This window comes from Streptomyces sp. NPDC034049 (assembly GCF_055575575.1).
Genome location: NZ_JBVISJ010000005.1, coordinates 98493 through 118287, shown reverse-complemented (window position 1 = coordinate 118287; position 19795 = coordinate 98493). Strand labels below are relative to the sequence as shown.

The 19795-nt window shown below is 71.3% G+C and carries 12 protein-coding genes; 8 read left to right on the top strand and 4 right to left on the bottom strand.

What is annotated here, in order from left to right; translation table 11 throughout:
• Nucleotides 1-13: 13 nt before the first annotated feature.
• Nucleotides 14-1480: an MFS transporter gene (locus ACZ52C_RS16770; RefSeq protein WP_469075749.1), complete on the bottom strand. Its 1467-nt coding sequence runs from the start codon at nt 1478-1480 to the stop codon at nt 14-16.
• 484 nt (nt 1481-1964) lie between these two features.
• Between ACZ52C_RS16770 and ACZ52C_RS16765 the strand changes: the two genes are divergently transcribed.
• Together ACZ52C_RS16765 and ACZ52C_RS16760 are read left to right on the top strand one after the other, a co-directional pair.
• A complete protein-coding gene (locus ACZ52C_RS16765) occupies nt 1965-2753 on the top strand; it encodes an ABC transporter ATP-binding protein (protein WP_086802756.1) in 789 nt (262 codons plus the stop codon).
• On the top strand, nt 2750-5329 hold the full coding sequence (locus tag ACZ52C_RS16760; protein WP_469075422.1) for an ABC transporter permease: 2580 nt from the start codon (nt 2750-2752) through the stop codon (nt 5327-5329). Before ACZ52C_RS16765 ends, ACZ52C_RS16760 begins: the two co-directional genes overlap by 4 nt.
• A gap of 115 nt (nt 5330-5444) precedes the next feature.
• Here ACZ52C_RS16760 and ACZ52C_RS16755 read toward each other — a convergent pair whose 3' ends face one another.
• Nucleotides 5445-6908, bottom strand: a complete 1464-nt coding sequence (locus tag ACZ52C_RS16755) for a DUF2079 domain-containing protein (RefSeq protein WP_469075421.1) — start codon at nt 6906-6908, stop codon at nt 5445-5447.
• 332 nt (nt 6909-7240) lie between these two features.
• Between ACZ52C_RS16755 and mfd the strand changes: the two genes are divergently transcribed.
• Nucleotides 7241-10774 (top strand): transcription-repair coupling factor, encoded by a 3534-nt coding sequence (mfd, locus tag ACZ52C_RS16750; protein ID WP_469075420.1) that lies wholly within the window; start codon nt 7241-7243, stop codon nt 10772-10774.
• A gap of 131 nt (nt 10775-10905) precedes the next feature.
• On the opposite strand, the gene ACZ52C_RS16745 is transcribed toward mfd, so the two are convergent.
• Nucleotides 10906-12333: an RICIN domain-containing protein gene (locus tag ACZ52C_RS16745; protein WP_329895476.1), complete on the bottom strand. Its 1428-nt coding sequence runs from the start codon at nt 12331-12333 to the stop codon at nt 10906-10908.
• 454 nt (nt 12334-12787) lie between these two features.
• On the opposite strand from ACZ52C_RS16745, the gene ACZ52C_RS16740 reads away from it, so the two are divergent.
• The gene (locus ACZ52C_RS16740; protein WP_469075419.1) at nt 12788-13507 is read left to right on the top strand and encodes an HNH endonuclease family protein; all 720 of its coding nucleotides are present in this window, start codon (nt 12788-12790) and stop codon (nt 13505-13507) included.
• A gap of 36 nt (nt 13508-13543) precedes the next feature.
• On the opposite strand, the gene ACZ52C_RS16735 is transcribed toward ACZ52C_RS16740, so the two are convergent.
• Nucleotides 13544-14281, bottom strand: coding sequence for a hypothetical protein (locus tag ACZ52C_RS16735; protein ID WP_469075418.1), 738 nt, complete (start codon nt 14279-14281; stop codon nt 13544-13546).
• A gap of 239 nt (nt 14282-14520) precedes the next feature.
• Between ACZ52C_RS16735 and ACZ52C_RS16730 the strand changes: the two genes are divergently transcribed.
• The 4 genes from ACZ52C_RS16730 to ACZ52C_RS16715 all read left to right on the top strand — a co-directional run bounded on the left by ACZ52C_RS16730 (nt 14521) and on the right by ACZ52C_RS16715 (nt 19744).
• Nucleotides 14521-16548, top strand: coding sequence for an N-6 DNA methylase (locus ACZ52C_RS16730; protein ID WP_469075417.1), 2028 nt, complete (start codon nt 14521-14523; stop codon nt 16546-16548).
• Between the two features lie 195 nt (nt 16549-16743).
• A complete protein-coding gene (locus ACZ52C_RS16725) occupies nt 16744-17397 on the top strand; it encodes a hypothetical protein (protein WP_469075416.1) in 654 nt (217 codons plus the stop codon).
• A gap of 44 nt (nt 17398-17441) precedes the next feature.
• The gene (locus tag ACZ52C_RS16720; protein WP_469075748.1) at nt 17442-18935 is read left to right on the top strand and encodes a protein kinase domain-containing protein; all 1494 of its coding nucleotides are present in this window, start codon (nt 17442-17444) and stop codon (nt 18933-18935) included.
• A gap of 137 nt (nt 18936-19072) precedes the next feature.
• The gene (locus tag ACZ52C_RS16715; RefSeq protein WP_469075415.1) at nt 19073-19744 is read left to right on the top strand and encodes a SurA N-terminal domain-containing protein; all 672 of its coding nucleotides are present in this window, start codon (nt 19073-19075) and stop codon (nt 19742-19744) included.
• Nucleotides 19745-19795 lie beyond the last annotated feature (51 nt).

The following is a 19795-nucleotide window of genomic DNA, read 5'->3' as shown; positions in this document are numbered from 1 at the left end:
CTTCTTCGTCCGCTCAGCCCTTCAGCACCGGAAACCTCCGAGGCGCCACCACCAGCAGCACCAGCAGGGCCGTCACCGCCGCGCAGCCCGCTCCCAGGTACACCGTGTGGACCGCGTCCGCGATCGCTTCGCGGACCGGCTCGGGGGCCGGGCCGGAACCCAGGTCGTGAGTCACGGCGTCGAGGTTTCCCGAGCCGCCCAGGCGCGACGCCAGCACCCCGTTCGCGACCGCGCCGAACACCGCCGCGCCCAGCGTCTGGCCCGTCTGGCGGCAGAAGAGGATGGAGGCCGTGGCGGTCCCCCGCTCCTCCCACTGCACCGACGCCTGCACACCGATGATCAGCGGCAGCTGGAACAGCCCCAGCGCGGCACCCAGCAACAGCATCAACAGCGTCGGCTGCCAGGGTTCGCCGGGGTACGGGAGGAGGAAGGCGAACGCGAAGAGCACGAGCGCCGCACCCGTGATGCCGAGGATCGACGTGTTCCGGAAGCCGATACGGCGGTAGACGTGCTGGCTGAGCGCCGCCGACAGCGGCCAGGTCAGCGTCCAGACGGAGACGAGGAAACCGGCGGCCACCGGCGCCAGCCCCAGCACCGACTGCGCGTACGTCGCCAGGAAGACCGTGGGCGCCACCATCAGCAGACCCAGCGCGCCGAGCGCCAGGTTCACCGCCACGATCGTGCGCCGGCGCCACACCCAGCCCGGGATGATCGGCTCGGCGGCCCGGCGTTCGATCAGCACCAGCACGCCGATCAGGGCGAGTCCCGTACCCAGCAGGGTGATCGACGGCCAGGACAGCCAGGGCCAGGCCACCCCGCCCTGCACCAGCGCCGTCAGCAGGGCCCCGCCGCAGGCGAGGATCGTCCCCGCGCCCGCCCAGTCGATCCGGGGCCGGCCGCCCGTCGACTCCCTCGGCGGCTCGTGCAGATGACGGACCAGCAGCCACAACGCCACCGCGCCGAGCGGCAGGTTGATGAGGAAGATCCAGCGCCAGTCCGCGTACGCGGCGAGGACCCCGCCCACTCCGGGGCCCGCCACCGCCGACACCGCCCACACCGTGGACAGCCGGGACTGGATCCGGGGCCGTTCCTCGAGCGGATACAGATCCGCCGCCAGCGTCTGCACCGTGCCCGCGAGGGCGCCGCCGCCCAGGCCCTGGACGACCCGGAAGGCGATCAGGGCGGCCATGTTCCAGGCCAGCGCGCACAGCAGCGAGCCCAGCAGGAACAGGGCCGCGCCCACGACGAGGACCGGTTTGCGGCCGAAGGTGTCGGAGAGCCTGCCGTAGACGGGGAGGGTGACGGTGACGGCGAGCAGATAGCCGGAGAAGAGCCAGGAGAAGACGGAGAAACCACCGAGGTCGGCGACGATCTGCGGTACGGCGATCGAGACGATCGTGGCGTCCAGCGCGGCCAGCCCCATGGCCAGCATCAGCGCGGCGGTGACGGCTCGCCGGCGGCCGGACCCGGTGCGCGGCACGGAGTCCGGTGCGACGGCTCTCGCACTCTCCGCCGGACCGCCCTCGGCTCGTCTGTCCTCCACCGGATGCCTTCCCCTTGCACCTATCCGCCGCCGACCACCATGCCATTGACCCTGACGCCACGGCAGGGTGCAGCCTGGTCGCACCGGAAGGAGGAGGGGAACCCCGAGGCCGTCTCCTCCCGGTGGGCGAGATCCCCTAGGGGTACCTCCGTACTACGGCCGGGGGCGGGTTCGTACCGCCGGAGGACGAGACGGCGGGCCTCCCGTCCTTAACCTGGCTTTACGCCGCTGGGGGGCGGTGCACCGGAGCGGTGGGGGTGGGGTTTTCCCCAGCAGAAGACTGCGCTGGGCACCAGCGCGCCGGACCCCCTCCGGGGACCAGACTCATCGACGTACCGCACGGCACGCCGCGTACCGCACGGCACGCCGCTACGCACAGGGCGACCCAGCAGCATCCGCTGCCCGACTTAGGAGACATACCGTGACATCGGCTGTGACCATCACCAGGCACGGGGGTACTGGAGGGACTACGGCCGTTGCCGCGCGGGCGCGGCAGGTCGTCAAGGCGTACGGGTCCGGTGAGACCCGCGTCGTCGCCCTCGACCACGTGGACGTGGACATCGCGCGGGGCCAGTTCACCGCGATCATGGGCCCGTCGGGGTCCGGCAAGTCCACCCTCATGCACTGCCTCGCCGGACTCGACACCGTGACCTCGGGCCAGATCCACCTCGACGACACCGAGATCACCGGCCTCAAGGACAAGAAGCTCACGCAGCTGCGCCGGGACCGGATCGGGTTCATCTTCCAGGCGTTCAACCTGCTGCCCACGCTGAACGCGATAGAGAACATCACCCTCCCCATGGACATCGCGGGACGGAAGCCGAACAAGGAGTGGCTGGGGCGGGTCGTCGACACCGTCGGGCTCTCCGACCGCCTCAGGCACCGGCCCACGCAGCTCTCCGGCGGCCAGCAGCAGCGCGTCGCCGTGGCCCGCGCCCTCGCCGCCCGGCCGGAGATCATCTTCGGTGACGAGCCGACGGGCAACCTGGACTCGCGGGCCGGCGCCGAGGTGCTGGGCTTCCTGCGCAGGTCGGTCGACGAGCTGGGCCAGACCATCGTGATGGTCACCCACGACCCGGTGGCCGCCTCGTACGCGGACCGGGTGCTGTACCTGGCCGACGGCCGCATCGTCGACGAGATGCTGAAGCCGACCGCCGAGGCCGTGCTGGACCGCATGAAGGACTTCGACGCGCGGGGGCGTACGTCATGAGTGTCATGAAGACCTCGATGCGCAACTTCTTCGCGCACAAGGGACGGATGGCGCTCTCCGCCATCGCGGTCATGCTGTCGGTGGCGTTCGTGACGGGGACCCTGGTCTTCACCGACACGATGGGCACCACGTTCGACAAGCTGTTCGCGGCCACCTCCTCCGATGTCACGGTCAGCGCCAAGGGCGCCTCGGACAGCGGGGAGACCCAGTCCGACAACGGCAAGCCCCCGGTCATGCCCGCGTCGGTCGTGGACCAGGTGGCCGGCGCGGACGGCGTGAAGTCGGCCGAGGGCACCGTCTTCTCGACCTCGGTCACGGTCGTCGACGCCGACAAGGACAACCTCTCGCCCACCAGCGGCGCCCCGACCATCGTCGGCAACTGGAACGCCAACGACGCCCGCACCATGAAGATCTCCTCCGGCAACGCGCCGCGCGGGCCCGACCAGATCATGGTCGACGCGGACACCGCCGACAAGCACGGGCTGAAGCTCGGCGACGAGATCGGTGTGATCAGCGCCGTCGGCACGCACGAGGCGAAGATCTCCGGCATCGCCGACTTCCAGGTCACCAACCCGGGCGCCGCGATCTTCTACCTCGACACCGAGACCGCGCAGCGGACCCTCGTCGGCGAGACCGGCGTCTACACCAACGTCAACGTCACCGCCGCGAACGGCTTCACGGACGCGCAGGTGAAGAAGAACGTCGCCGCCGACCTGGGCGCCGGCTACAAGGTGCAGACCGCCAAGGAGGTCGCGGACGCCAACGCCAAGGACGTCGGCGAGTTCATGAGCGTGATGAAGTACGCCATGCTCGGCTTCGCCGGGATCGCCTTCCTGGTCGGCATCTTCCTGATCATCAACACCTTCTCGATGCTGGTCGCCCAGCGGACCCGAGAGATCGGCCTGATGCGGGCCATCGGCTCCAGCCGGGGCCAGGTCAACCGGTCGGTCCTCGTCGAGGCCCTGCTCCTCGGGGTGTTCGGCTCGATCCTCGGCGTCGCCGGCGGTGTCGGCCTCGCCATCGGCCTGATGAAGCTGATGAGCGCCACCGGCATGAACCTGTCCACCGACGACCTCACCGTCGCCTGGACCACCCCGGCGGTCGGCCTGCTCCTCGGCATCGTCGTCACCGTCCTCGCCGCGTACGTCCCGGCCCGGCGCGCCGGCAAGGTCTCCCCGATGGCCGCCCTGCGCGACGCCGGCGCCCCGCTGGACGCCAAGGCCGGCCTCGTCCGGGCCGTGATCGGACTGCTCCTGACCGGCGCCGGCGGCTACTGCCTGTACCTGGCCTCCGCCGCCGACAAGGCGAGCGAGGGCTCGATGTGGCTCGGCGGCGGGGTCGTCCTGTCCCTCATCGGCTTCGTCGTCATCGGCCCGCTGCTGGCCGGCGCGGTGGTGCGGGTGCTGGGGGCGGTCGTCCTACGGGCCTTCGGACCCGTGGGCCGGATGGCCGAGCGCAACGCGCTGCGCAACCCCCGCCGTACGGGGGCCACCGGCGCCGCCCTGATGATCGGTCTCGCGCTGGTCGCCTGCCTCTCCGTCGTCGGCTCCTCCATGGTCGCCTCAGCCACGGACCAGCTCGACAAGACGGTCGGCACCGACTTCATCATCCAGTCCGACACGGGCCAGCTGATCACCCCGCAGGCCGTCGAGGCCGCGCGCTCCGCCGACGGCATCAAGAGCGTCACCGAGTACAAGTACACCCAGGCCGACTTCACCACCCCCGACGGCAGGACGCTCAAGGACACGGCGATCACCGCCGCCGACCCGAGCTACGCCACCGACCTCGCCACCGAGGTCGTCGCGGGCAAGCTGCCGGACGCCTACAAGCCCGACTCGATGTCCGTCCACGAGAAGTTCGCCGAGGACCACGACATCCGGCTCGGCTCGAAGATCGCCGTCGCCTTCAAGGACGGCCGCACGGCCGACCTGACCGTCCGCGCCATCACCAGCAGCGACGTCGTCATCGACGCCGGCGCCATGTACACCTCCATCGACACGATGGCGAAGTACGTCCCCGCCGAGAAGATGCCGCTGGACCAGCTGCTCTTCGCCTCGGCGAAGGAGGGCCAGGACGCGGCCGCGTACACGTCCCTCAAGACCGCGCTGCACGACTACCCGCAGTACGAGGTCCGCGACCAGACGGACTACAAGGAGGCCCTGAAGGGACAGATCGACCAGCTCCTGAACATGATCTACGGCCTGCTCGCCCTCGCGATCATCGTCGCGATCCTGGGAGTGGTGAACACGCTGGCCCTGTCGGTCGTCGAGCGGACCAGGGAGATCGGCCTCATGCGGGCCATCGGCCTCTCCCGCCGTCAGCTGCGCCGCATGATCCGCCTGGAGTCGGTCGTCATCGCCCTCTTCGGCGCGCTCCTCGGCCTGGGGCTGGGCATGGGCTGGGGCGCCACCGCGCAGCAGCTCCTCGCCCTGGAGGGCCTGAAGGTCCTCGACATCCCGTGGCCGACGATCATCGGGGTCTTCATCGGCTCGGCCTTCGTGGGCCTGTTCGCCGCGCTGGTCCCGGCGTTCCGGGCGGGCCGTATGAACGTCCTGAACGCGATCGCCACCGAGTAGCCGGCCACCGGCCGCCACCGACCACGGGGGACACGGGGGAACGGGGACACGGGGGAACGGGGGAGAGCCCGGCGTCGGGAAGCGGAGGCTTCCGGGCGCCGGGCTCCACCCGTGCTCAAGGCGACGCGGGCTCGTCGGCGGCGGGAGCGGCGCGCTTCAGGAGCACATACCCCTGGATGACACCCCGCAGGACGTACGTGTCGTGCGGATGCAGCTGCCGGGCGAAGGCGGGGACGTCCTTCACCCAGCGCGAGTTGTTGTTGAAGACGATGTAGTCGGGGGCGAGGCCCTTGGTCCGGCCGATCCAGAAGACCCGGCAGCGGGAGGTCAGCCGGGCGATGGGGCCGACGTTGGCCTCGACGGTCGCCCCGTCGGGGATCGTGGCGATCAGCCGGTCCACGGCCTTGACGTGGTCCGGCACCCGATAGGCGTCGGCCCTGGTCAGGTTGGCCATCGGCAGCGCCGTCGTCAGCGCGAGCGAGGCCGCGAGGACGGCGGCGGGCAGCTGGAGCGCGTACGAGCGCAGCCAGGGCCTGGGGCTGTGGCGGGCGGCCGGCAGCGCGTCGACGAGCGCGAGGGTGATGATCGGCATCAGGACGGCGCTGTAGTGCCAGGCCGTGCCCCAGTAGTTGTCGTCGGCGGAGACGAACCGCCAGCCCAGCGTGGGCCCCACGGCGAGCAGGATCGGGGAGCGCAGGGCGAGCAGTCCGCTGGTCGGTATCAGCAGCCAGAGGACGGTACGGATCTTGACGTCCAGGCCGTCGAGGGGACTCGCGCCGCCGACCTTGGTGAGGTAGTCGGAGGCACCGGCGGTGTTGAAGGACGGGATGATCAGGGTGAAGGCGAGCAGCGTGGCGACCGCGCCGAACGAGGCGACCGCGACGGCGTACGGCACCACCCGGGACGCGCCGTGCCGCCGGGCCCGGAGCGCGACGACGGCCGCCACGACCGCCAGGGTCAGCCCCTGGTCCTCCTTGACCAGCACCAGCGGCAGGCCCCAGAGCAGTGCCGCCCGCCATCGGTGCCGGAGCAGCGCCTCCAGGGAGAACGCGATCAGCGGGACCGCGAAACAGATCTCGTGGAAGTCGAAGTCCACGGCGTTCTGCAGCCCCCACGACAGCCCGTACGCGACCCCGAGCGCGAGCCCCCGGGCCCGCCCCAGCGCCCGGACCGCCGCCCGCGTCACCGGCACCGCCGACAGCGCGAACAGCGCCGCCTGGACGACGAGCAGCGTGATGGGGGTGGGGAACACCCGGTAGAGGGGCGCCAGCAGCATGGTGACCGGACTGAAGTGATCCCCGAGCACGTTGTAGCCGGGCCCCTTCAGCTCGACGATCGGCGCCTGGAGGTGCGCGTACGCCCGCACCGCCTGCTCGTAGATCCCCAGGTCGTACGACCGGGTCCCCAGCCGCAGATACCGCCCGACGGACACCACCGCGTACGCCACGAACAGCCCGAACGCGATCAGATACGGCTCCCGGCCCGCGAGGGAGATCCGCCGGCCACGGGGCGGCACCGAAGCCGCCGCCGGAACAGGCGCCGGTGCGAGTGCCGGGGGCTGAGTGCTCGACGAGGGCATGGGGACTCACGTTCGGATGGAGGCGGAGGATGCCCATAGAGACTAGGCGGACCTGAAAAAAGCCGGGGCGCAGCCCCGCTTTTTTCAGGGGCGCGGGGAACTGCGCGACCGGCCCCCACCGGACGGACGCCTGGGGGTCGAAGGGGCGCAGCCCCTTCAGGATGGGACGGGGGCGAGACCAAAACCCGCCCGCACCCCCCGCACCGCTCGTCGTACCCTGGACACCCCCGGCCTTTCACACGAGTCCGGGCGTTCGTGTTGCCCCAGCAGCCCCGAGCCACCCGCACCCACCAGCCCTCCCACCTTGCCCACCCGGACGGGAAACGCCCCGAATGAGCCTCCACGGCCTGCTAGACGCCGTAGTCCAGGACGCCCCCCTCGCGGAAGCGATCAGGGCGGCGTCCGACGGCCACCGCACCCACATCGACCTGGTGGGCCCCCCGGCGGCCCGCCCCTTCGCCGTGGCGGCCCTCGCCCGCGACGCCGGCCGCCCCGTACTCGCCGTGACGGCGACGGGCCGCGAGGCCGAGGACCTGGCGGCGGCCCTGCGCTCCCTGCTGCCCCCGGACGGCGTCGTGGAGTACCCGGCCTGGGAGACCCTCCCGCACGAGCGCCTCAGCCCGCGCAGCGACACCGTCGGCCGCCGCCTGGCCGTGCTGCGCCGGCTGACGCACCCCCGTCCGGACGACCCGGAGACGGGCCCGGTGTCGGTGGTGGTCGCCCCGATCCGATCGGTCCTCCAGCCGCAGGTCAAGGGCCTGGGCGACCTGGAGCCGGTCGCCCTGCGCACCGGCGAGACGGCTGATCTGAACCGTACGGTCGAGGCGCTGGCGGCAGCCGCGTACTCCCGGGTCGAGCTGGTCGAGAAGCGCGGCGAGTTCGCCGTGCGCGGCGGCATCCTGGACGTCTTCCCGCCCACCGAGGAGCACCCCCTGCGGGTGGAGTTCTGGGGTGACGACGTCGAGGAGATCCGGTACTTCAAGGTCGCCGACCAGAGATCGCTGGAGGTGGCCGACCACGGCCTGTGGGCCCCGCCCTGCCGTGAGCTCCTCCTCACGGACGACGTGCGCGCCCGCGCCCGCGACCTCGCCGAACGCCACCCCGAGCTGGGCGAACTGCTGGGCAAGATCGCCGAGGGCATCGCCGTCGAGGGGATGGAGTCGCTCGCCCCGGTCCTCGTAGACGACATGGAGCTGCTGATCGACGTCCTGCCGAAGGGCTCGATGGCGGTCGTGTGCGACCCGGAGCGGGTGCGCACGCGCGCGGCGGACCTGGTGGCCACCTCGCAGGAGTTCCTCCAGGCGTCCTGGGCGGCCACGGCCGGCGGCGGCGAGGCCCCCATCGACGTCGGCGCGGCCTCCCTGTGGTCCATCGCGGACGTCCGCGACCGGGCCCGTGAGCTGGACATGATGTGGTGGTCGGTGTCGCCGTTCGCCGCCGACGAAGAGCTCGACGCGGACACCCTGAAGCTCGGCATGCACGCCCCCGAGAGCTATCGCGGCGACACCGCGAAGGCGCTCGCCGACACCAAGGGCTGGCTGGCCGACGGCTGGCGCACGGTGTTCGTGACCGAGGCCCACGGCCCGGCCGCCCGCACGGTGGAGGTGCTCGGCGGCGAGGGCGTCCCGGCCCGGCTGGAGGCCGAGCTGGGGGAGATCTCCCCGTCGGTCGTGCATGTGGCGTGCGGCTCGATCGAGTACGGCTTCATCGACCCCGCCCTGAAGCTCGTGGTCCTCACCGAGACCGACCTGTCCGGCCAGAAGGCGGCCGGCAAGGACGGCGCCCGGATGCCCGCCCGCCGCCGCAAGACCATCGACCCGCTCACCCTGGAGGCGGGCGACTACATCGTCCACGAGCAGCACGGCGTCGGCCGCTACATCGAGATGGTGCAGCGGACCGTGCAGGGCGCGACCCGCGAGTACCTGGTGGTCGAGTACGCCCCCGCCAAGCGCGGCCAGCCCGGCGACCGCCTCTACATCCCCACCGACCAGCTGGAGCAGATCACCAAGTACGTCGGCGGCGAGGCGCCCACGCTGCACCGCCTCGGCGGCGCCGACTGGACGAAGACCAAGGCGCGCGCGAAGAAGGCGGTCAAGGAGATCGCCGCCGACCTCATCAAGCTGTACTCCGCCCGGATGGCGGCGCCCGGTCACGCGTTCGGCGCGGACACGCCCTGGCAGCGGGAGCTGGAGGACGCCTTCCCGTACGCCGAGACGCCCGACCAGCTGACGACGATCGCCGAGGTCAAGGAGGACATGGAGAAGACGGTCCCGATGGACCGCCTGATCTGCGGCGACGTCGGCTACGGCAAGACGGAGATCGCGGTGCGGGCCGCCTTCAAGGCCGTCCAGGACGGCAAGCAGGTGGCGGTGCTGGTGCCGACGACCCTGCTGGTGCAGCAGCACTTCGGCACGTTCAGCGAGCGGTACTCGCAGTTTCCGGTGAACGTCCGGGCCCTGTCCCGCTTCCAGACGGACACCGAGGCCAAGGGCACCCTGGAGGGCCTGCGCGAGGGCGGGGTCGACATCGTCATCGGCACCCACCGCCTGTTCTCCTCCGAGACCAAGTTCAAGGACCTGGGCCTGGTCATCGTCGACGAGGAGCAGCGCTTCGGCGTCGAGCACAAGGAGCAGCTGAAGAAGCTGCGCGCCAACGTGGACGTGCTGACGATGTCCGCGACCCCGATCCCGCGCACGCTGGAGATGGCGGTCACGGGCATCCGCGAGATGTCGACGATCACGACGCCTCCGGAGGAGCGCCACCCGGTCCTGACCTTCGTCGGTCCCTACGAGGAGAAGCAGATCGGCGCGGCGATCCGCCGTGAACTCCTGCGCGAGGGCCAGGTCTTCTACATCCACAACCGGGTGGAGTCCATCGACCGGGCGGCGGCCCGGCTGCGGGAGATCGTGCCCGAGGCGCGGATCGCGACCGCCCACGGCCAGATGTCGGAGCAGGCCCTGGAGCAGGTCGTCGTCGACTTCTGGGAGAAGAAGTTCGACGTCCTGGTCTCCACCACGATCGTGGAGTCGGGCATCGACATCTCCAACGCGAACACGCTGATCGTGGAGCGCGGCGACACCTTCGGCCTGTCGCAGCTGCACCAACTCAGGGGCCGGGTCGGCCGAGGCCGGGAGCGGGGCTACGCCTACTTCCTGTACCCGCCGGAGAAGCCGCTGACGGAGACGGCCCACGAGCGTCTGGCGACCATCGCCCAGCACACCGAGATGGGCGCGGGCATGTACGTGGCGATGAAGGACCTGGAGATCCGGGGCGCGGGCAACCTCCTCGGCGGCGAGCAGTCCGGGCACATCGCGGGCGTCGGCTTCGACCTGTACGTGCGGATGGTCGGCGAGGCGGTCGCGGACTACCGGCGCCAGCTGGAGACCGGGGGGATCGAGGAGGAGCCGCCGCTCGAGGTGAAGATCGAGCTGCCGGTCGACGCGCACGTCCCGCACGACTACGCGCCGGGCGAGCGGCTGAGGCTCCAGGCCTACCGGGCCATCGCCTCCGTGAACACCGAGGCCGACATCGCCTCCGTGCGCGAGGAACTCGTCGACCGCTACGGCAAGTTGCCCGAGCCGGTGGAGAACCTGCTGCTGGTGGCCGGGCTGCGCATGCTCGCCCGTGCCTGCGGCGTCGGCGAGATCGTCCTCCAGGGCACCAACATCCGCTTCGCGCCGGTGGAGTTGCGGGAGTCGCAGGAGCTGCGCCTGAAGCGGCTGTACCCGGGCACCGTCATCAAGCCGGCCGCGCACCAGGTGCTGGTGCCGCGCCCGAAGACGGCGAAGGTGGGCGGGAAGCCGCTGGTCGGGCGGGATCTGCTGGGCTGGACCGGGGAGTTCCTGGCGTCGATCCTGGGGTCGTGAGGGCGTTCGCCGGGCGCCGCCGGGCGTCCGGCGTCGATCGCTCGCGGAACGACCCGGTATCCCGTGCCGCGGCCCCGGCCGGAGAAGTCCGGTCGGGGCCGCGGGCAGGAACGTGAGGGCTGCGCGCGTGATCAGGCGCCGCGCTTGAACTGCTGGTTGGTTCCGCTGCCACAGCCCCACTGGATGAGCTTGGCGCCGTCGGCGGTGGACTTGTCCAACACGTCGAGGCACTTGCCGCTGCGCCGTGAGACGAGGCGGAGCCAGCCGTCGCCGGCGTCCTGGAGCTGCCACTGCTGGTTGCTGCCGGTGCCGCAGGTCCACTGGATGATCGGATTGCCGTCGGCGGTGGAGTTGTTGGCCACGTCGAGGCACTTGCCGCTGTGCCGGGCGACGACCTGGACGTATCCGCTGCCCATGTCCTTGAACCACCATGCCTGGTTCATGCCGCCGTTGCAGGTGTACTGGGTGATCTGGGTGCCGTCGTCCTGGGACCGGCTGGGGACGTCGAGGCACTTGTTGCTGTGGCGGGCGGTGATCGTCTCCCAGGGTCCGCCGACGCCGTCGACCTTCCCGGCCGCGGTGTCGATGTTGATCTGCGCGAACCAGTCCATGGTCATCGTGGTGTCGGTGGGGAACTCCAGCGGCAGCCAGACGTACTTCGAGGCGTTGACGTTCTGGTTGAAGGAGTTGCCCCAACGGTCACCCATGTAGAGGTACTCGGTGCCCGTGCTGCCCTGGACGGGAAGGACGAACGTGGTCTGCGAGCCGTACGCGGTGGCGTCTCCGACGTTCTGCAGGGCGCTCCAGGTGCCGGTGATGCTGGAGGCGGTCGCGTACATCTGCTGGTTGGGCCGCCAGCCGGTGGCGCCGGAGGTGAGCAGGAAGTAGACGCCGTTGCGCTTGAACAGGGCCGGGGCCTCGCGCAGCTGGCCGGGCCAGAGCAGCTGCACACGGGTCTCGACGGTGAGGTAGTCGGGGCTGAGGCGGTAGATGTGCAGGTCGCGGTTCTCGCGCGCGGCCGAGATCATGTAGCCGGTGCCGTCGTCGTCCGTGTAGACGGTGATGTCGCGGGACATGTGGCCCAGCGGGCGGAAGCTGCCCTGGTAGGTGTAGTCGCCGTCGACGGTGTCGGAGACGGCGACGGCGGCGCGGGCCTGGGTGTAGTCGGTGGCCAGCTCCTTGTGCATCCACATGACGAACTTGCCGGTGGACGCGTTGTACATGACCTTGGGGCGCTCGATGTTGGCCGAGGCGAGCTCAGGGTCACTGGCCTGGGTCAGGACATGGCGCCGGAACTCCCAGGTCTTCAGATCGGTCGAGCGGTACGCGGACACGTACCGGAATGAGTTGTCCTCGTTGCGGTTCTCCCCGAACCAGTAGTAGTACGAGCCGACCTTGATGACGCCACCACCGTGCGCGTGCACGACGGCACCTGTGGTGTCCGTGAACTGGGTGGCGTTGGGGATGGTGACGGTGGCCGCGTGCGCGGTGCCCATCAGAAGGGTTTGCGGGAGGAGACCTATCAGCACGGCAAGCAGGAAGAGCCAGACACGACGCATCGGGTGTTTCCATTCACGACAGGACAGCACGAGAACAACCAAAAGCTGGCTGAAACCAACGTGCAGCATGAGAATGCTTGCGGTAGATGCGTGTCAAGAGTGTGAACGTGTTGAATCGCGCGGATGTCATCCAAGCGCCGCAAAGTACTGAATTGTCCTGCCTGTACTGGCAAGTTGGCCGACCTGGGGCTGTTTGGCAGGTCGAATGCTCATGGAGGACCGGTTCGCGGAATGTTTGGGCGAGTCGATTTCTGTTCGAAGTTTCGGCTCCCCAGCGTCGCGTTTCGGCCTGGCCTCGGCGCCCTCTGCGGCGAGCGGGTGCCGACCGGCGATCCGCGAGTCGGCCGTCACGCCTCGATCTTCTCCCGTCCCTGGGGGCTACGGTGTTGAGCAGGGGAGACGGGGAACCCACGCAGGACCGCGTGCGAGCACGAGCAGATGAGAGGGGTGTCGCGTGGTGCGTCTGAGGGGTGGGGTAGCCACCGTCGCTCTGGTGCTGGTCGCCGCGACCGGCTGTGAACTGGACAACGCGGGCGGTGCGGCCGGGCCGGTGGAGCCTCCCGGCGGTGGCGGTGCCGCGTACGCCGCGGCGGAGGCGCTGACCGTCAAGGGGCGGGCGCCCAAGAACAATTACGACCGTGGTGAGTTCGGCAGTCCCTGGGCCGACACCGACTCCAACAGCTGCGACACCCGCGACGACATACTCAAGCGCGACCTGGACAAGGTGAAGTTCCGGGCCGACGACTGCACGGTGGTCTCCGGTGTGCTCGACCCGGACCCGTACACCGGGGAGGACGTGCCGTACGTCCGGGGCCGCAGCAAGATCGACGTGGACCACATCGTGGCCCTCTCCGACGCCTGGCAGAAGGGCGCCCAGCAGTGGGACGACAGCAAGCGCATCGCCCTGGCCAACGACCCGCTCAACCTGCTCGCGGTCGACTCCGGCACCAACCGCGGCAAGGGCGACGGTGACACGGCCACCTGGCTGCCGCCCAACAAGGCCTACCGCTGTACGTACGTGGCCGCCCAGGTCGCCGTGAAGACGAAGTACGGCCTGTGGGTCACCTCCGCCGAACAGGACGCCATGAAGCGCGTCCTGAGCACCTGCCCCGACCAGAAGCTGCCCACCGGCGGCAACCCGACCGAGGCGCCCTCCCGCTTCCACGCGGACTGACGCCTCGTCCTAGCCGCCGCGCGGCGGCCGTGCGGGTCAGCCGAAGTCCTCGTCGAGGTCGATGACCTTGCCCTTGGGGGCCTTGGCCGGCACGGGCTTGTCGAAGTCGGTGAAGACGAGGTCGCCGGGCTCCTTCGCGGACTTGCTGACGACCCGCAGCAGGTACGGCTTGCCCTCGGTGGCGACGTACAGCGTGTAGCTGTCCTTGCCGTCCTTCTCCGCGAGGGTGAGCGCGGGGGTGCCGTCGACCTCGGCGGCCTTGCCGCGCGTGGCGTCGGAGTCGACGTCCTCGAAGTCGGCGAGGACCGTGTCGAGGTCGCAGAAGCTCGCGATGTCCTTGGAGTCCGCGGACTTCGCGGACGTCTTGGTCCACTTGCCGGCGAGCATGTCGACGACCATGTCGGCCTCCTCCTTCGAGGAGTCCTTCGACTGGGCGCGCAGGAAGGCCTCGTCGTACTTCATGTACAGGGTGTCGCCGACCTTGATCAGCTCGGCCTGGCCCTCGCCGCCCATGCTCATGGTGCCGGCGCAGTCGCCCTTCTTGTTCATCGCCATGTCCATCTGGACCGTCCCGCCGGCGGCCTCGTCCTGGATCTCGCCCTTCATCCGGAGCGATTCGGCGTCCGAGGTGGCCTTCACGGCCTTGTCGGCGATCTCACCGCCGGTCAGGCCCGGGAAGGGACCGTCGGCCTTGTCCTCGCCGGGCAGGCAGCCGGTGAGCGAGAACGTGGCCGCGGCGGCGATGCAGAGAGCGGCGAGAGCGGTGCGACGCATGGGAGTTCCCCCCTGGGAATCGATGAGTGGTGCGGTCGGCGTGCGCCGGTACACAGCGCAGCGGACGTGTGGCCATCCGATTAGGGCGGCCCGTCGTTCGATGGGTCAATGACAGCAGACCTTGTGAACCGAGTCAACACGGTTCACGGAACCTGGTGTGTTCACGGCGTGAAGGGGTAGATCTTGCGTGCGGCGTTATGCTCGACGTCACACCACCAGGTACGAGGGGAGCCGGGCGCGTGCAGGGGAACGGGACAGAGGTCACGGCCGCGGACATCGCGCGGCTCGCCGGGGTGGGTCGGGCCGCCGTCAGCAACTGGCGCCGTCGGCACGCCGACTTCCCCAAACCGGTCGGCGGCACCGAGACCAGCCCGGCCTTCGCGCTCGGCGAGGTCGAGGCATGGCTGCGCGACCAGGGCAAACTCGCCGAGGTGCCCCTGAAGGAGCGCGTCTGGCAGCAGGTCACCGGCCACCCGGAGGGTCCCGTCGCCGCCCTGGTGCACACGGGCTGCGCCCTGCTCCTCCTCCATCAACGGCCCCTGGCCTGGCTGGAGTTGAGCGCCGTCCCCGACGACGGCGAACTGGCCCGCATGCTGTCCGGGGCGCTGCGGGAGGTCCTCGCCCCGCGCTTCGGCCCGGCGAGCGAGCCCGCCGTGCCCGCGCCGCGGCCCGACGAGATCCGGCCGACCGTCCCGCTGCTGCGCGGCGCCACCGAACTCGCGGCCGACCTCGGCGCACGGCAGACCTTCGAGTTCCTGCTCGCCCGGCACCTCGACGCCAACCCGCGCCAGTACACGCTCACTCCGGGCGAACTCGCCGAGCTGATGGCCGAACTCGCCGGCCCCGCCCGCTCGGTGCTCGACCCCGCCTGCGGCACCGGCGCCCTCCTGCGCGCCGTCGCCCCCCGCCCCGACCAGGAGCTCTACGGCCAGGACAGCTCCCGCGAACTGGCCGCCCTCACCGCGCTCCGCCTCGCCCTGCGCACCGGCGGCACCGTCCGCACCGCCCCGGGGGACAGCCTCCGCGCGGACGCCTACGAGGACCTCAGGGCCGAGGCCGTCCTGTGTCACCCGCCGTTCAACGAGCGCAACTGGGGCCACGACGAACTCGCCTACGACCCGCGCTGGGAGTACGGCTTCCCGGCCCGCACGGAGTCCGAACTCGCCTGGGTGCAGCACGCGCTGGCCCGCCTGGAGGACGGCGGCACCGCCGTGCTGCTGATGCCGCCGGCCGCCGCGAGCCGCCGCTCGGGGCGCCGCATCCGCGCCGACCTGCTGCGGCGGGGCGCCCTGCGCGCCGTGATCGCCCTGCCGGTCGGCGCGGCACCCCCGTACAACATCCCGCTGCACCTGTGGGTGCTGCGCAGGCCCGGCAAGGCGGTCGTGCCGCCGCGGTTGCTGCTCGTCGACACCGGGCGGCTGGGGCCCGAGGGGCGCGGCGGGTTCGACTGGGCGGCGGTGCGCACCGCCGTGCTCGACGCCTGGCGGCCCTTCGACCGCTCGGGCGAGACGGCCCAGCGGCCGGGACTCAGCCGCGCGCTGCCGGTCATCGACCTGCTCGACGACGACGTGGACCTCGCCCCCGCCCGGCATCTGCCGCCCCCCGCCGCCGGCGGCGCCGCGGAACTGACCGCCGTACGCGAACGCCTCGGCGAGACCCTCCGGCTGACCGCCGACCTCACACCCCCGCTCGCCGAGGAGGCCCGGCCCGTGCGCTGGCCGCTCACCACGGTCGGTGAACTCGCGCGCGGGGGAGCCCTGGTGCTGCGCACCGGCGGGAACGGCCCGCACGCGCGCGTGCTCACCGACCACGACGTCCTGGCCGGCACGGCACCCTCGGGCACACTGCCGGACACCGGCGGCGAGCCTCCCGTGCTCGTCGAGCCCGGCGACGTCGTCGTCCCCGTCCTCGGCGGCGGCGGCATCGCACGGGTGGTCGACGAGGAGACCGCGGGCGCCGCCCTCGGCCGCAACCTGACCCTGCTGCGCCCCGACGCGGCCGCGCTCGACCCCTGGTTCATCGCCGGATTCCTGCGCTCCACCGCCAACAGCCGCCAGGCCAGCAGCTACGCCTCCACCGCGACCCGGCTCGACGTCCGCCGCCTCCAACTGCCCCGTCTGCCCCTGGACCAGCAGCGCCGCTACGGCGAACGGTTCCGCGCCCTGGCCGCCTTCGAGGACGCCCTGCGCCGGGCCGGCCGCCTCGGCGAACGCCTGGTGCGCGGCATGTACGACGGTCTGACGGACGGCACGGTCGCCCCGGAGTGACCCGCGGGCGACGGCCCCGCCCCCAACTCGCCCCGCCCTCACGCCTACCGGACGGAACCGCTCCGCCCGGAGGCGGCGTGACCAGCACTGCGGTACTACAACGGTTGTCCACAACCCTGGACCTCATGTCGTGGTCGACCGATACCCTCGGGACGACATCGCACATCCGCTCTCACCAGGCCCTCAGGAGCAGCCATGCAAGGCCACGGCTACGCGCCGACACCGCCCCCCGGCCCCGATCAAGGGGGCCAGGTCACACTCCGTGTGATCTTCGTGGTGGTCGCGGTCATGAGCTGCGGTCTGCTCGCCTGGGCCTGCCTGCTGCGGCTCGCCTCGGTGACCCGCAGGCCCCGCGACTGGTGGCTGTTCGCCCTGGCGATCATCCACATCATCGTGACGCTCTACATCATCGGCACCGACCCGGGCAAGGACGAGTTCACCACCTGGCGCGGTGACGTCGGCATGGGGCTGCTCCTCGGCGGACTCGTGGCGATCGTCGCGTACTACCTGTACGCCGACATACGTCACTTCGGCGCCGCCCGGACCGCCCCGCCGTCGCCGTACGCCCAGACCACGCTGTACTCGGGGCAGACCGGGTACTCCACCCAGCCGTCCGGCTACACCCCCCAGCAGTCCGGGTACAGCTACCCGCCGGTCCAGGTCCCCCAGCCCTACACCCCCAGCACCCCCACTCCGCCGGTCCCGCAGCCGCCCGTGCAGCAGCAGCCCCCGCCGCAGCACCAGCAGACCCCGGACCCCCAGCGCCCCGGTCCGGCCCGCATCGACCAGGTGCGCGCCGAGCTGGACGAGCTGAGTGACTATCTCCGCAACCACGAGGGAGACAGGTGACCCAGGGGCAGGGGCCCGGACGCCTGATCACCGGCCGCTACGAACTGTCCACGCTCATCGGACAGGGCGGCATGGGCCAGGTGTGGACGGCCTACGACCAGCGCCTCGACCGGCGCGTGGCGGTCAAGCTGCTGCGCCCGGACAAGGTCGCGGGCCAGGAGGCCGACGAACTGCGCCGCCGCTTCGTGCGCGAGTGCCGCGTCACGGCCCAGGTCGACCACCCCGGCCTGGTGACCGTGCACGACGCCGGCAGCGAGGGAGAGGAGCTGTTCCTCGTCATGCAGTACGTCGACGGGGCCGACCTCGCCGACCACCTCGCCGAGCACGACCCGTACCCCTGGCAGTGGACCGTCTCGGTCGCCGCCCAGCTGTGCGCCGTGCTCTCCGCCGTGCACGCGGTGCCGATCATCCACCGCGACCTCAAGCCGCGGAACGTCATGGTCAAGCAGGACGGCACGGTCACCGTCCTCGACCTCGGTGTCGCCTCCGTCATGGACACCGACACCACCCGCCTCACCCACACCGGCTCACCCATCGGCAGCCCCGCCTACATGGCCCCCGAGCAGGCCATGGGCGGCGCGGTCGGCCCGTACACCGACCTGTACGCCCTCGGTGTGCTGATGCACGAACTGCTCAGCGGGAACGTCCCGTTCACCGGCTCCACGGCCCTCGGCGTCCTCCACCGCCACCTCTACGAGCCGCCGGTCCCGGTCCGCCGACTGCGCCCCGAGGTCCCCGAGAACCTGGAGACCCTGGTCCTGCGGCTGCTCTCCAAGGACCCGCAGCACCGCCCGTCCTCCGCGCAGGAGACCTACGAACAGCTCCTCCCGCTGCTCCCCGCGCGCGGCATGCCCACCGGCTCCCCGCTCGACCCCACACGTCCCTTCCTGCGCCCGCACGCCCCCTGGCCGGACCGCGCCCGCATCCCCGCGCCGCAGCCGTCCGCCGCCCCCGACCCCGCGCCCGCCGTCGACAAGCCCGACGTGGCCGGCGCCGTCGACGAGGTCAAGCGGCTCCTCGGCGAGGGCCGCATCACCCAGGCCGTCGACATCCTCGGCGCGATCCTCCCGGCCGCCGCCGCCCAGCACGGCGAGCACTCACCCGTCGTCCGCACCCTGCGCAAGCAGTACGCGGCCACCCTCATGGACGACGGCCAGTACCGCCGCGCCCTGCCCGAGCTGCGCCGCCTCGCCGACGAGCGCGCCGCCGAGGCGGGCCAGGCCGACACCCAGGCCCTGCGCTACCGCTACGACTCCGCCCAGTGCCTCGAACAGCTCGGCGAACCGGCCGCGGCCCTCGCCGAGTACCGATCCCTCCTGCCGTACTACGAGAACCAGTACGTCGGCGGCGACCCCGAACTCTCCCTCGACGTCCGCCGCCGCATAGGCCACCTGCTCCTCGCCCTCGGCGACCGCGGCGCCGCCCACGAGACCCTGGGCCGACTGCTGCTCGACGTGGAACGGCTGCGAGGACCGGGCCATCCCCTCGCGGGCGAGATCCGGCGCACGCTCCAGTGGCTGGGCCAGGTACGGGGCTGAGCCGGACGTGGCACGCGGGAGTGCCGGAAGTCGGCGTGAATCGTTGGTCGAATGGCTGGCCGAGAGCAGGGCCACTGCCTACCATCGATCACCGCAAGACTTTGTGCACCGCCGCACAATCTCCTCGGGAGGCCCACTTGCACCGCCGCCGTCGCACCGCGCTCCTCCTCTCCGCCGCGCTCACCGCCGCGGCCCCGCTCCTCACCGCCTGCGGGGGCGACGCCCATCCCGGCGCGGCGGCCGTCGTCGGCGACGACCGGATCACCGTCGCGCAGCTGGAGAACCGGGTGAACGAGGTGCGTGCCGCCCAGCGCGCCGCCATCACGGACGAGCGCCAGTACGAGCAGGCCGTCGCCCAGAGCAGCGCCCTCACCCGCAACACCCTGAACGGCATGGTCCTGGAGAAGGTCCTGGACCAGGCGCTCGAGGACGCGGGCGTGACCGTCACGCGCAAGGAGGTCCAGCAGTACCGTTCCGGCCTGGAGGCCGACGCCGGTGGTGCCGAGGCCCTGGAAACGGCCTATCTACAGCGTTACAGCGTCGCCCCCGAGCAGCTGGAGGAGAGCCTCCGCAGCGATGTCGAGGTCCAGAAACTCGCCACCGCCCTCGGCGCCGACCTGAACAGCCAGGAAGGCGGCGCGATCTTCTGGAAGGCCCTCTCGGAGGCCTCCAGGAAACTGGACGTCGACCTCAACCCCCGCTACGGCAGCTGGGGCGTCGACAAGGCCTCCGGCCGAGTGGGACTCCTGGAGGCCAAGACCCCCTGGCTGAAGGAGGTCACGGGGGCGGGGGCCCAGGAGCCGACGTAGCGGGCGCTGAGCACGGCAGCCGGGGTGGCGGGCGCTGAGCACGGCAGCCGG